General features: G+C 66.9%; 17 protein-coding genes. 9 read left to right on the top strand and 8 right to left on the bottom strand.

The genetic code is table 11. From position 1 onward, the window contains the following. Positions 1–74 precede the first annotated feature (74 nt). From AC1RT8_RS17255 to AC1RT8_RS17235, 5 genes are read right to left on the bottom strand one after another with little or no spacing between them, the layout of a single operon-like run. Complete coding sequence (locus AC1RT8_RS17255; protein ID WP_493076911.1) at positions 75–479, bottom strand: VOC family protein; 405 nt, start codon at positions 477–479, stop codon at positions 75–77. Between the two features lie 59 nt (positions 480–538). After that, on the bottom strand, positions 539–1,972 hold the full coding sequence (locus AC1RT8_RS17250; protein ID WP_493076909.1) for a hypothetical protein: 1,434 nt from the start codon (positions 1,970–1,972) through the stop codon (positions 539–541). Positions 1,973–1,983: 11 nt separating this feature from the next. Further along, on the bottom strand, positions 1,984–2,718 hold the full coding sequence (locus AC1RT8_RS17245; protein ID WP_493076908.1) for an ABC transporter ATP-binding protein: 735 nt from the start codon (positions 2,716–2,718) through the stop codon (positions 1,984–1,986). Positions 2,719–2,766: 48 nt separating this feature from the next. Further along, positions 2,767–2,979, bottom strand: a complete 213-nt coding sequence (locus tag AC1RT8_RS17240) for a helix-turn-helix transcriptional regulator (RefSeq protein WP_493076907.1) — start codon at positions 2,977–2,979, stop codon at positions 2,767–2,769. Continuing rightward, on the bottom strand, positions 2,972–3,412 hold the full coding sequence (locus AC1RT8_RS17235) for a hypothetical protein (protein WP_493076905.1): 441 nt from the start codon (positions 3,410–3,412) through the stop codon (positions 2,972–2,974). Before AC1RT8_RS17235 ends, AC1RT8_RS17240 begins: the two co-directional genes overlap by 8 nt. Before the next feature lie 124 nt (positions 3,413–3,536). Between AC1RT8_RS17235 and ybgC the strand changes: the two genes are divergently transcribed. From ybgC to AC1RT8_RS17190, 9 genes are all read left to right on the top strand, one after another. Next, positions 3,537–4,004 carry a tol-pal system-associated acyl-CoA thioesterase gene (ybgC, locus tag AC1RT8_RS17230; RefSeq protein WP_493076903.1) on the top strand — a complete coding sequence of 156 codons (468 nt, stop codon included), beginning with the start codon at positions 3,537–3,539 and terminating at the stop codon, positions 4,002–4,004. Between the two features lie 32 nt (positions 4,005–4,036). After that, the gene (tolQ, locus tag AC1RT8_RS17225; protein WP_493077292.1) at positions 4,037–4,705 is read left to right on the top strand and encodes a protein TolQ; all 669 of its coding nucleotides are present in this window, start codon (positions 4,037–4,039) and stop codon (positions 4,703–4,705) included. Next, positions 4,706–5,143 carry a protein TolR gene (tolR, locus tag AC1RT8_RS17220; protein ID WP_493076901.1) on the top strand — a complete coding sequence of 146 codons (438 nt, stop codon included), beginning with the start codon at positions 4,706–4,708 and terminating at the stop codon, positions 5,141–5,143. It begins immediately after the preceding gene. 28 nt (positions 5,144–5,171) lie between these two features. Then, complete coding sequence (locus AC1RT8_RS17215; protein WP_493076900.1) at positions 5,172–6,056, top strand: cell envelope biogenesis protein TolA; 885 nt, start codon at positions 5,172–5,174, stop codon at positions 6,054–6,056. Between the two features lie 5 nt (positions 6,057–6,061). Next, the gene (gene tolB, locus AC1RT8_RS17210) at positions 6,062–7,456 is read left to right on the top strand and encodes a Tol-Pal system beta propeller repeat protein TolB (RefSeq protein WP_493076898.1); all 1,395 of its coding nucleotides are present in this window, start codon (positions 6,062–6,064) and stop codon (positions 7,454–7,456) included. A 114-nt stretch (positions 7,457–7,570) separates the two neighbouring features. Further along, entirely contained in the window at positions 7,571–8,071 is a 501-nt protein-coding gene (gene pal / locus AC1RT8_RS17205; protein WP_493076897.1) for a peptidoglycan-associated lipoprotein Pal, read from the top strand. A 148-nt stretch (positions 8,072–8,219) separates the two neighbouring features. Beyond that, positions 8,220–9,122: an SPFH domain-containing protein gene (locus AC1RT8_RS17200; protein WP_493076895.1), complete on the top strand. Its 903-nt coding sequence runs from the start codon at positions 8,220–8,222 to the stop codon at positions 9,120–9,122. Between the two features lie 7 nt (positions 9,123–9,129). Next, positions 9,130–9,348: a type II toxin-antitoxin system antitoxin gene (locus AC1RT8_RS17195; RefSeq protein ID WP_493076894.1), complete on the top strand. Its 219-nt coding sequence runs from the start codon at positions 9,130–9,132 to the stop codon at positions 9,346–9,348. 103 nt (positions 9,349–9,451) lie between these two features. Beyond that, positions 9,452–9,721, top strand: a complete 270-nt coding sequence (locus tag AC1RT8_RS17190; RefSeq protein WP_493076893.1) for a hypothetical protein — start codon at positions 9,452–9,454, stop codon at positions 9,719–9,721. On the opposite strand, the gene AC1RT8_RS17185 is transcribed toward AC1RT8_RS17190, so the two are convergent. The 3 genes from AC1RT8_RS17185 to AC1RT8_RS17175 are packed head-to-tail and all read right to left on the bottom strand — an operon-like array spanning position 9,718 to position 12,716. Further along, positions 9,718–10,578: a S1/P1 nuclease gene (locus tag AC1RT8_RS17185; RefSeq protein WP_493076892.1), complete on the bottom strand. Its 861-nt coding sequence runs from the start codon at positions 10,576–10,578 to the stop codon at positions 9,718–9,720. The two genes, AC1RT8_RS17190 and AC1RT8_RS17185, sit on opposite strands and share 4 nt — an antisense overlap. A gap of 48 nt (positions 10,579–10,626) precedes the next feature. After that, positions 10,627–11,544 (bottom strand): isoaspartyl peptidase/L-asparaginase family protein, encoded by a 918-nt coding sequence (locus tag AC1RT8_RS17180; protein ID WP_493076890.1) that lies wholly within the window; start codon positions 11,542–11,544, stop codon positions 10,627–10,629. Beyond that, positions 11,541–12,716 carry an acyltransferase family protein gene (locus AC1RT8_RS17175; protein ID WP_493076888.1) on the bottom strand — a complete coding sequence of 392 codons (1,176 nt, stop codon included), beginning with the start codon at positions 12,714–12,716 and terminating at the stop codon, positions 11,541–11,543. Before AC1RT8_RS17175 ends, AC1RT8_RS17180 begins: the two co-directional genes overlap by 4 nt. Between the last annotated feature and the right edge of the window lie 63 nt (positions 12,717–12,779).

The raw sequence follows: 12,779 nt of genomic DNA, 5'->3' as shown, positions 1-12,779 counted from the left end.
CATAACAGCGGAAAGAAAAAACGGGACCGCGCTAACAGCGGAAAACCCGAGTCGCTGTTGGAGATTTTCCCCGGCTATTCCTTGATCGGCGATCCGATCGACCAGAGATGCCCGAACGGATCGGTGAGCTGGCCATAGCGGTCGCCCCAGAACTGATTGTCGACCGGCATGGTGATGGTGGCGCCCGCCGCGACCGCGCGCTCCGCCCAGGCATCGGCATCGTCGACCTGCAGGTGAAGCCCCACCCCCTTGGGCTCGGGCTCGTCATAGCCGCGCCATTCGGGGAATTCGTCGGACAGCATCATCCAGCCGCCGTTGATCTTCAGCCCTGCCTGCATCAGCCGCTGGCCGTCCTCGGCGAAATTCTTCTCGGTTACCTCGGCGCCGAACGCGCGGGTGTAGAAATCGAGCGCGTCCTGCCCGCGCTTGCCGCGGATCGTCAGGAACGGGGTGATGCCGTTGGTGGGCCGGTCGACCATCTTCTCTCTCCTGGGGACTGATTCGGAAGCCGGAAGCTACCCCGGCAAGGCAGCCCGCGTCAGCCGAGAAAATAGACCGCCATCGCGGCAAGCCCGCCGAAAACCATCGCGACGATGATCGACAGGATGCCCCCGACCACCGATCCCGAGCGCCTTCTGGCAAAGGCGCTGCGCTGGGCCGGTTTGCCCAGCTTGAGCTCGATATAGCCGGCCGCGGCACCGCCGATCGCGGTGCACAGCAAGGTGACCAGCGCGCCGAGCGGCGACTGGAGCGCGATCGCCACCGGCAGGATCAGGCCCATCGGCACTGCCATGGTGAAGGCGGCCATCAGCTTGACCCGGTCGATCGAAACCTTGGAGACCGGGGCGACGGCGATCAGGTCGGGCGCATCCTCGGCCGAGACGGTCAGCCAGGCGAAGCTGCCGACAAGCTGCCCGGCCAGCAGGACGCTGGCAAAGGCCAGGCCCGGCGCCATCGGCACATGATTGTTCCGTCCGAACGCGACGAAGACGATCGGCGCGAGATAGATCAGTCGCAGCAGGATCTGGAAGATAAGCGCCGGATCGCGCGCCAGCAGCCGCCATTCCTTGGCGAAGACCGACCGGAACAGGCCGGCATGGAACAGCCGGTTGGTCGCCCGCCCGGTCGGCTTGGCCCGCGACAGGCGCGTGCCGCCGTCCTGATAGCCGCTCAGGAACATGTGCTGCAGCGTCACTCCGGCCAGCGCGAACAGCAGCACGCCGGTACCAAGCAGCATGAGGATCGCGATCGGATCGCCGAACGCAGCATGGCCGGGCAGGCCGGAAACGCCGCTATTGCCGACACCGTCTTCGGTGAAGCGCTCAAACAGGATCGATACGCTCGACTGGCGCTTGTCGCTGTGGCTGGCGAGCTGGGAGATGATGAAGAAGGCACCGCCGAGCAGCGCCGCGGCGATCTGGCCGACGGTGCGCGCCGCCCGCGGCCCCGCCAGCTTTGCGAGGCCGAGCGTGATCCCCAGCCCGATCGCCGCAGCCGCCAGCGCGAGCGCGACGAGCAGGGCGACCAGCCCGAACAATTGCGGATGGCCGAAGGTCGCGATCGGCACCACCAGGGTCAGCAGCAACACCGCATAGGTGAGCGCGATGGTGCCGGTGATACCGAGCAGCTTGGCGAGCAGCACCGTCCGCCCCTCGATCGGCGCCGAGAAGAGCAGGTCGAGATCGCCATTCTCATAGAGCGTGCGCTGGCTGCCGATGATCGCCTGGGTGGTCATGAAGCTGAAGGCGACGATGCTGCCGGCGAGCACGCCGGTCATGATCGCGGGCAGTGGCGGGATCGGTTCGTCGCGCAGCACCCAGCCGAGGAAGCAGCCGAATGCCAGCCAGGCGAGCATCAGCGCATAGCCGATCCAGCGGGTGGCGCCCTTCCTCGGCCGCATTCGCCAGCCGAGGCGAATCTCGTGCAACGCAAGCCAGGCGAAGCCGCCCGGCGCCGGTCCCAGCCCCCGCATCAATCCCGGCATCAGCCGCCGCTCGTCAGGCGGATGAAGGTATCCTCCAGCGTCTGGCCCTCGGTGCCCGCGCTGGTCCGCAGCTCTTCGAGCGTCCCTTCGGCGAGCAGCTTGCCGCCGGCGATGATGCCGATCCGGTCGGCCATGCGCTCCGCCACTTCCAGGATATGCGTGGTGACGATCACCGTCTTCCCCGCATCGACCTGCGCCCGCAATGCGTCCTTCACCGCGCGCGCCATGGCGGCGTCGAGCCCGGTCAGCGGCTCGTCGAGGATCAGCAGCTTGGGGTCGTGGATCAGCGCGCCGGCCAGCGCGACCTTCTGCTTCATGCCGCGCGAGAAGCCCTCGCACCGCGTGTCGCGCTCGTCCCACAGATCGAGCCAGTGGAGCAGCCGGTCGGCCTCTTCCGCCGCGACCACCGGGTCCATCCGCCACAGCCCGGCGACAAAGGCGAGATACTCGCTCGGCGTCAGCTTGTCGTAGAGCATCGGCTCGTCGGGCAGCCACGCCGTGATCGCCTTGGCTTCATTGGGGTGCTGCCGTGCGCTGATCCCGTAGATATGGATCGTGCCGGCGTCCGGCCGGGTCAGGCCGGTCACCATGCGCAAGGTGGTCGTCTTGCCGGCGCCGTTCGGGCCGAGCAGGGCGTAAAGCTGGCCCGCGCCGATCTCCAGGTCGAGGCCGGTGATCACCGGTTTGTCGAAACTCTTGGAAAGGCCGCGAATCCTGAGGGCGGGTTCGGTCATGCGCGGCAACCTAGAACAAAGTACGCGGCCGTCCAGATGGCTTGCCGATCAATTGTCCGGGCCGAGCTGGAAGATGTCCTCGACCCTTTTGTCGAGCGCCCGGGCGAGTTTCAATGCGAGGGTGGTGGAGGGCACGAACACGCCGTTCTCGACGGTATTGATCGTCTTGCGGCTGACTCCGACCCGGTCGGCGAGCTCGGCCTGGGTCAGGCCGAGCCGGGCGCGTTCGTCCTTCAGGCTGTTGAGCAGTCCCTCAGCCATCCTTCAAAGCTCGCCGCTCGAGCGTGCCGAAGCGCAGCAGGGCCAGCGCGATGGCGAAGGTGATGATCAGCCGCGCACCCTCGCGCGCCGAGATCGGTTCGTAGAAGCTGATCGCGTAAACGAGCGCGGCGGTGCCGATCGCCCCCCAGAAGCCGAGCGCCATCGCCCGTTTGCGGTGATCGAGCGTGGTCTCGTCGTTGAGCAATGCGCGCACCCGTGCACCGCGCAACAGGCCGCCGGCGAAGGCGAGGAAGAACAAGAGTGCCGCGGCCCAGACGATCCAGGCGGCGAGGTGGATGGTCTGCGGCCGGTTGAGCGACACGCTGTCGGGAAAGCTTCCTGCCTGTGCGGCAACGAACACCACCGCCATCACGGTCGCCGCACGGGCGCGGCCCCAGGCGATACGGTCGGCAAGATCGGTCTGGTCGGTCATTTCGAATCCCCGTTTGTAACTCTGAGGTTACATGTAACCCATGGGTTACTTCAGTGTCAAGCGGTGCTGTATGCACGGCGAACGGGGTTCCTTCCGGTGAATCGCTCGGTTAGGACGATGGGACATGACGGCACCGCAACAGGATCAACCGGTCGAAGGCCGCTTCGACGGGATCGAGCATCGATTCCCGGTTCGCGTCTATTTCGAGGACACCGATCTGTCGGGCGTGGTCTATCACGCCAACTATCTGCGCTACATGGAACGCGCCCGGTCGGACATGCTCCGGCTCGCCGGGATCGACCAGCGCGCGGCGCAGGAGGCGGGCGAGGGCGCTTATGCCGTCAGCGAACTCGCGATCCGCTATCGCCGCCCTGCCCGGCTCGACGATGCGCTGATCGTGGTGACCAGATTGAGACAGGTGCGCGCCGCATCGGTCGATATTCATCAGAGAGTCATGCGCGGTGCTGAGATACTGACCGAAGCGGACGTGACCGCGGCACTGGTCGGGGTATCGGGCAAGCCGAAACGGCAACCAAGAGCATGGGTCGAGGCATTTCAGCGCCTCGTTGACCAAGGGGACCAGGACGCGTGAGCAATTTGTTCTTCAATACCGATGCAGCGACGATGTCGCCGATCGCGCTTTTCCTCCAGGCCGATTTGGTGGTGAAGGTGGTGATGCTGGGACTGTTGATCGCCAGCATCTGGACCTGGGCGATCATCCTGACCTTCTGGCGCCGGATCGGCGGCACGCGCCGCAAGATCGACAAGTTCGAGCGCGATTTCTGGAAGGCCGAGGACGTCGACGCCTTTCACCGAATCCAGGGCGACAGCGACCTGCCGATCGCCCGGGTCTTCTCGGCCGGCGTCAAGGAATGGCGCCGATCGACCGCCAGCGGCGCGATCGACCGCGAGGGCACGCGCGAGCGGCTCGCGACCGCGATGGGATCGATGGTCGCCAGCGAGATCGACAAGCTGTCGGACCGGCTGAACATCCTCGCCACCGTCGGCGCGGTCGCGCCGTTCGTCGGCCTGTTCGGCACGGTCTGGGGCATCATGCGCAGCTTCACCGGCATCGCCTCGGCACAGAACACCTCGCTTGCCGTGGTTGCACCGGGCATCGCCGAGGCACTGTTCGCGACGGCAATCGGCTTGTTCGCCGCCATCCCCGCGGTGATCGCCTACAACCGCTTCAGCCACGGCATCAACCGGATCGAGGCACGGCTCAACCGCTTCGCCGACGGCTTCCACGCGACCTTGAGCCGCCAGCTCGAGACGGACGGGCGGAAGCTCTAGATGGCGATGCAGCTTCCCTCGCAGCGCAGCCGCGGCCGGCGAGCGCCGATGGCGGAAATCAACGTCACGCCGCTGGTCGACGTGATGCTGGTGCTGCTGATCATCTTCATGGTGACGGCGCCGCTCCTGACCGCGGGCGTGCCGGTGAACCTGCCCGACAGCCGCGCCAAGCCGCTCGACCAGGATCAGAAGCCGGTCCAGATCTCGATGGAGGCCGATGGCAAGATCCATGTCGACCAGGACGAGGTCAGCCAGGACATATTGCCCGATGTGCTGCAGCAGCTCGCGACAAAAACCGAAGGCGGGCAACCGCCGCAGGTCTTCCTGCGCGCCGACAAGAGCCTCGATTATGGCCGCGTGATGCGGGTGATGGGCGAACTCAACCGCGCGGGGCTGAACCGAGTTGCGCTGGTGACGGTTGGCGACGACGGCAAATGACCTCAGCCCGGCTGGCAGGATAGGCGCGATGCGGCGCTCCGAAGCGATCGCGCTGGGTGTCGCGCTGGTCGGCCATGCCGTGCTGTTCGGGCTGCTCTCGGTCGGCTTCCTCGCCACGCCCAATCCCGAGAAGTTGAAACAGGCGCCGATCGACGTGTCGCTGGTCGACGAGGTCGGCCTGGTTGCCAAGGCCCCGCAGGCGATCACGCCACCAGCCGAATCGAAAGCGCCCGACCAGGGCCCGCCCGAGGACGCAGCGCCGCCCGCGCCGAAGGAAGAGGCCCAGCCCGATCCCGCGCCGCCCAAGCCCCAGCCCAAGGCAGCGCCGCCGCCCAAGCCCGCGCCCAATGCGGTGCCCGAGCCGAAGAAACCAGTCGCGCCGACCCCCGACAAGTCGAAGAAACCACCCACGCGCGACGCCGCGCCGACCGGCAAGAAGCCATCGGCCGTCGCCGGGACCGGCAATGATCCCGCCTCGGACAGGAAGCGCGCGCGCGGCAATCGCCTCGGCGACGATTTCCTGAAGGGCCTGTCCGACAAGCCGTCGACCAGCAAATCGGTGACGCCGCAGGCGCCGGTGATGAGCCAGCAGGCGGCCGCCGATATCGGCTCGGCGATCCGCCGCCAGGTGCAGCCCTGCGCCGACCGGCAGGTCAAGCCGGGCCCGGGCGCCGAGCGCATCATCGTGACGATCCGGCTACGGATGAATCGCGACGGGTCGCTGATCGGTAATCCGCAGGTGATAGGCCATAGCGGCATCGATGCCGAGAATGGCCGATACCAGGACCGGGTCGACGACAACGCTATCGCCACCTTCAAGGGATGCGCGCCGCTGCGCGGCCTGCCGGTGGAACTTTACGACGTGCCCAATGGCTGGAGTGTCTTCAGCCTGCGCTACAAACTTCCGGGATGAGGACCATGATGACATCTTCCCCTATCGGCCTGCTGGCCGCCGCCCTCGCCATGCTGGTGCCGCTCGCCGCCCATGCGCAGGATGCCCCTGTCGCGCCGCCCCCGGTGACGCAGACCCAGCCGACGCCGACGCAGGATGGCGGCCTGGTCGTCGACGTGGTCGGCGGCACCTCCGCGCCGCTCGGCATCGCGATCCCGGTGATGCCGACCTCCGCGGTGGTGAACACGCCCGCGGGCCCGACCGACAAGCTCGGCCGGGACCTCGCGCAGATCGTCACCAACGACCTGAAGAACAGCGGCCTGTTCAAGCCCGTCCCGCCGACCGGGCTGAAGGGCGTCGCCTTCCCCGAGGTCACCGCGCCTTCGTTCGAATATTGGGGTGGGGCCGGGGCGCAGACGCTCGTCCAGGGCTTCGTCCGCGCCAATGGCGACGGCACGCTGACGGTCGGCTGCTATCTCTACGACGTGTTCGCACGCAGCGAGCTGACCCGGCAGGGCTTCGTCGTCTCGCCCGGCGACTGGCGCCGCGCGGGGCATAAATGCGCCGACATGGTCTATCAGAGGCTGACCGGCGAAGGCCCCTATTTCGACAGCCGCATCGTCTATGTCTCCGAAACGGGGCCCAAGGCGAAGCGTTTCAAGCGGCTCGCGATCATGGATCAGGACGGGGCGAATCACCGCTTTCTGACCAACGGCCAGTCGACCGTGCTGACCCCGCGCTTCTCGCCGGATCAGCGGTCGATCGTCTATATGAGCTATCTGAACGACCGCCCGGCAATCTATGTGTACGATATTGGGACAGCCCGGCAGCGCCTGCTGGTCAACAATCCCAGCCTCACCTTCGCCCCGCGCTTCTCGCCGGACGGACGCTGGATCGTCTTCTCCATGGCGGTCGCGGGCAACACCGATATCTACCGGGTCCAGACCTCGGGCGGCTCGCCGCAGCGCCTGACCAATGCGCCGGGCATCGATACCGGCGGCAGCTATTCGCCCGACGGCAGCAAGATCGCCTTCGAGAGCGATCGCTCGGGCAGCCAGCAGATCTATGTGATGAACGCCGACGGGTCGAACCAGCAACGAATCAGTTTCGGCGGAGGACGTTACGCGACGCCGGCGTGGAGCCCGCGCGGCGATCTGATCGCCTTCACCCGGGTCTCGGGCGACTTCCGCATCGGTGTGATGAACCCGGGCGGCGGCGGCGAGCGGCTGCTGACCAACGACTGGCAGGATGAGGGGCCGAGCTGGTCGCCCAACGGCCGGGTGCTCACCTTCTTCCGCTCGCATCGCGGTGGCGCCGGCAATGCCGATTTATGGTCGGTCGACCTGACGGGCGTCAACGAACGGAAGATTCCGACGCCGCTCGATGGATCCGATCCATCCTGGGGACCGTTACGCCCCTGAAGCAATTCGCGCCTCGTACGACTGCCGAGCCCGGCGTTGACTCTCGTTAACCATAAGGCGATGCCGGTGGAACGAGGCGCAAACGAAACGACTTTTGATCGAAGGAGAAGCCAGATGGCCAGACTGACGACCACGCTCATCGTTGCCGCCGCGCTCGTCGCGACCGCCGCGTGCAGCCCCAAGCCGAAGCAGATTCCACCAGCACCTGGCCAGGATATGGGCAACAACCCGGGTAACGGGGACACTGTCGTTCCCGGCTCGCGCGCCGATTTCGAACGGTCGGTGACGAGCAACACGATCAACTTCGCGCTCGACAAATACGACATCGATGCCCGCGCCCGCGAAATTCTGGACAGTCAGGCCGCGTGGCTCGCCAAATGGCCGAACGTGCCCGTCAGCCTCGAGGGGCATTGCGACGAGCGCGGCACCCGCGAATACAACCTCGCGCTCGGCGATCGCCGCGCCAATGCCGCGAAGAACTATCTCGCGGCGCGCGGCATCAACCCGGCTCGCATCTCGACGATCAGCTACGGCAAGGAGCGCCCGATCGCGCTCGGCTCGGACGAGCAGAGCTGGGCTCAGAACCGCCGCGCGGTGACGATCGTCCTCAACTAGTCCGCTCGCGGGCCATTCCGGCGCAGGCCGGGATCCAGGCACTCTTCGCTGGCGCCGCCGGATCACGCGATCCGGCGGCGCTTTCGATTCTGCTTGCGGCCACTCAAATTCCGATATAAATGTGATATCACATTAACGGGAGGCCTCCATGCCGGATTCGGTTGCCAGGAACACCGCACTCACTCTGTCGAGCGAGCGCACCGCCGCGACGTCGAGCGGCTACGCCATGTTGCTGCTGATGCTGCTCGCCGTCGTGGCCGGCGTGTTCGCCGCGTCGCTCATGCAGGACGATCCGGCCTTGGGCGGGATCATCATGACGATCGCGGTGCTCGTCTTCGTCTTCATCCTGTGTGGCTTCTACATGCAGCAGCCCAACCAGGCGACGGCGATCACCCTGTTCGGATCGTACAAGGGCACCGATCGCAACACCGGCCTGCGCTGGGTGCTGCCCTGGCTCGGCCGGAAGAAAGTGTCGCTCCGCGCGAACAACATGATCTCGGAGCGGCTGAAGGTGAACGACCTGCGCGGCAATCCGATCGAGATCGCGGCGCAGGTGGTATGGCGCGTGACCGACACCGCCCAGGCTTTGTTCGACATCGACGATTACAAGGCCTTCGTCATTGTCCAGATCGAGGCCGCGGTGCGCACCATCGGCGCGCGCTATCCCTATGACGATTTCGAGCATCAGGAAGTCACCTTGCGCGGCAATCACGACCAGGTTTCGGGCGAGCTCCGTACCGAGCTGATCGCGCGGCTGGTGGTCGCCGGCATCACCGTCGATGAATGCGGCTTCACCCACCTCGCTTATGCGCAGGAGATCGCCGGGGCGATGCTTCGCCGGCAACAGGCCCAGGCGGTGGTCGCGGCGCGCAAGACCCTGGTCGAGGGCGCGGTCGGCATGGTCGAGATGGCGCTCGAGATGCTGTCGGAGAAGAATGTCGTCGAGTTGGATGACGAGCGCCGCGCGGCGATGGTGTCCAACCTGATGGTCGTGCTGTGCGGCGAGCGCGATACCCAGCCGGTCGTCAACACCGGCACGCTCTACCAGTAAGCCGGACGTGAGCGCTCCTCCCAAGAAGGCGTTCCCGCTGCGTCTCGATCCCGCACTCTATGCGGCGATCGAGCGCGTGGCGGCGGCCGACCTGAGGAGCGTCAACGCCCAGCTCGAATGCCTGCTCCGCGAAGCGCTGTCGAAGCGCGGCGTGAAGCTCGAAGCGCCGGTCCGCGCGAAACGCGGGCGGCCGGCCAAACTCATGGACGAAGGAGAAACAGAATGATCGGCATGCTCACCACCCGCGCACGGCTCCCCTGGCTGGTCGCGATCTCGTTCGTGTTGATCGGGCTCGGCCTGTTGGTGCGGTTCGCTTGAAGGAGGCAGTGATGGCGTTGGAGACACTCAGGCGCTGGTATGAGGTGCGCGAGGGCTATTGGTTCGCGCCCAAGCTGTTCGGCGTCGGCGCGACGCCGGTGACCTGGCAGGGCTGGGCACTGACCCTCGGCTTCTGCGCCGCGCTGCTGCTCGACATCCGGTTCCTTCCCGGGAACGTGTCGAAGGTCATTGTCGGTCTGGCGCTGATCGCTGCCTTCGCGGCAATCGCCGCGCGCAAGACTGACGGCGGCTGGCGCTGGCGCTGGGGATCGCGCGACTAGGAGAAGGCCTGGTCGAGCAGCTTGGCCAGGCGCAGCCCGCCGCGCTCCACCTCGAGCCGGGCGACCGGCACCAGTGACTCGATCGTCGCATCGTCGAGCATGGAGCGTTCCGGCGTCGGCGCGCAGGGATCGCCCTTCATCGCGCTGGCATAGACGCTGTCATGCGCGACCTGCCAGCTCTCGCGGCTCCAGTCGGTCACGGTGCCCGCCGCCATCTCCCGGCGGTCGGCTGCCGAATACCGTCGGACCAGTGGCGGCGGCGCCGAGATAGCGCGCTCGGCGAGATACCCGTCCCAGATCGAATGCAGGTTGAGCCGGGGCGTCGAGAGGATGCCATAGGCGGCCTTGGCATCGTTGCCGCCCTTGTCGGCCTTGTCGCCGGCATGGAGCGGCTGGTGCAGGTCGCCGACGAAATGGATCAGGAAGACGAGCGCCTGGACACGGTCCTTCTTTGGCGTCGCCTTGTCGCGCAGCAGCTTCACGTCACGCTCGATCTGCGCCGACACGCAATTGCCGTCCTTGCACGGCGCGGTGAGGTCAAAGGGTTGGCAGATGTTCACGTTCTGGAAGTGCCAGTTATAGGCGAAATCGAACGGGCGCTTGCCGTCCGGATCCTTGATCGTCTTGATGCAATCGGCCCAGACGCTGGCATCCTCGATCGTTCGTGCCGGACAGGTCGGCGTGCCGAGCAGCTTCGACTGGCGCAGCAGCCGGTCGACCGCGATCCGGGTCGACGGCTTCACATTCGCCCGCGCGATCCGGGCGATGGTCTGGTGGCCATATTCCCAATAGGCGGCGGCGGGGGAAGCAGTGGCGGCAAGCGCGACGGCGGCGAGAGCGGGGAGGAGGCGACTCATGGCCGCCGCTCTACCCGGTCGGGCGTGCTTGCGAAAGCGGAGCGAGGCCTATTCGTCGCCGTAGATCGCGATGGTCCGGCCCTGGTCCGATCCCGCTCTGGCGCGGAACATGCCGGCGGTGTTGAAGCTCCATACCGCCTCGCCGCCCGGCCCGGTCACGATCACGCCGCCCCGGCCGCCCAGCGCCTTCACATCCTCCATCACCGCATCGGCTGCCGCCTGAAGTGGCACACCCGCCAGCCGCGCCCGCGCGCAGATCTCGTGCGCGACGCCGGCGCGGATGAAATATTCGCCCGATCCCGTCGCGGACACGGCGCCTGCCCGGTCGTCGGCATAGGTGCCGGCACCGATCAGCGGCGAATCGCCGATCCGGCCCCAGCGTTTGCCGGTGACCCCGCCGGTCGAGGTGGCGGCCGCGACATGGCCCGCGCTGTCGCGCGCGACCGCGCCGACCGTGCCGTATTTCATGTCGACGTCGAACGAGTCCGCACCCCGTGCACGCAACTCCTCGAGCTGGCGGCGGCGCTCGGGCAGAACGAGCCAGTCCTGGCCGGCCTGTTCGAGCCCGTGATAGCGCGCGAACAGATCGGCGCCCTCGCCGCCGAGCAGCACGTGGCGGCTCTGCTCCATCACCGCGCGGGCAAGGCTCACCGGGTTGCGGGTGCTGGTCACCCCGGCGACCGCGCCGGCATCCCGACCGGTGCCTTCCATGATCGCCGCATCGAGTTCGGCGACGCCTTCATGGGTCAGCGCGGCGCCGCGCCCGGCGTTGAAATGCGGATCGTCCTCGAGCACCCGCACCGCCGCTTCGACCGCGTCGAGCGCCGCGCCGCCGGCCGACAGCACGGCGGATCCAGCATCGAGCGCCAGCCCGAGCGCGGCGCGCGCGCCGGAATCCTGTTCCGGGGTGATGCGGTCGCGGGTCATCATGCCCGCGCCGCCATGGATCACCAGAGCCCAGGTCACGACATGCTCTCTACAGGGGTGAGCGTGACCGGGCGCGGCGCGGGCCGGGGCGTGATGAAGCCGCGCAGCCCGATCAGCGGCCGTAGCCAGCCGACCTCGCGCCCGACCAGATAGAAGGCCCAGCATCCCGCCACCGTCGTGGTGACGAGGATCGCGAATTCGGCCAGTGGCGGCAGACCATAGGGGCGCAGCGCCCATTCGACCGCGACGATCACGGTCTGGTGGATGATGTAGAAGGGGAACACCGCCTCGGTCAGCGTGCGGCGCCACGGGTGGTCGCGGTTCCAGTAGCGCTCGGCGATGCCGATCAGCGCGATGATCGCGCACCAGCCCTGGATCACCCGTGCGGTCGCGAAGATATAGCCATAGGGCTGGGGCATGCCGCTGCCGGGCCAGCGCAGCTCGATCGCCGCGACGATGGCGTAGTTCAGCACGGCAATGACGCCCGCCGCTTTCCACCAGCGCGCGATCGCCGCCATCGCCGGGCCCGAGCGGGCGAGCGCGAAGCCGAACAGGAAGCCGGGCAGATAATGGACATGCGCGATCGCATCGTTGAGCACGTCGTGGGTCTCGCGCCCGCCGGGCAGCAGATACATGTCGGCGAAGAGCAGCCAGGCAATCGGCGCCAGCACGATCGCGACGGTGCCGAACATGCCGTCGAACAGCCCCTGCAGGCTGCGCCCGCGCATCAGCCACACCGCTGCGGCGAGCGCGACCGTGTAGAACCAGAGATAGCCGACGAACCACATATGCTGCCAGGTCGGCAGGATCAGGTTGTGGAAGCTGCCGAAGCGGAAATAATCGTGCAGCCAGAACCAGCCGAAGCCGCCGTCATAGCCATGCTGGGTGGTCAGCTCGACCCAGGGCTGGATCGGGATGACGATGGTCATGCCGAACAGCAGCGGGATCAGCAGTCTCTTGTTGCGCGATCCGATGAAGGAGCCCGGGTTCTCGCTCTTGGCCAGCAGCGCCCGGCTGGCATAGCCCGACACGACGAACAGCAGCATCAGCCGCCAGCTGTTGGTCGCGTGCATCGGGATCGCCACCCACTCCATTGGGTGAGCCGTCTTCACATGGAAGTCCCACGGCACGAAGACCATGCCGATATGATAGAAGATGAGTAGGCCGAAGGCGCCGATGCGGAGCCAGTCCAGGCCGTAATGCCGTTCCATGCGGCGCCATGTAGCGTTTCCTGAGCCAATGGCTAGTCAAGGGCTTGTCCGGAACGGCGGATC

Source organism: Sphingomonas sp. GW821-FHT10F11 (assembly GCF_058809095.1).
The sequence above is the reverse complement of the archived record's forward strand: the minus strand, read 5'-3'. Positions and strand labels throughout refer to the sequence as shown.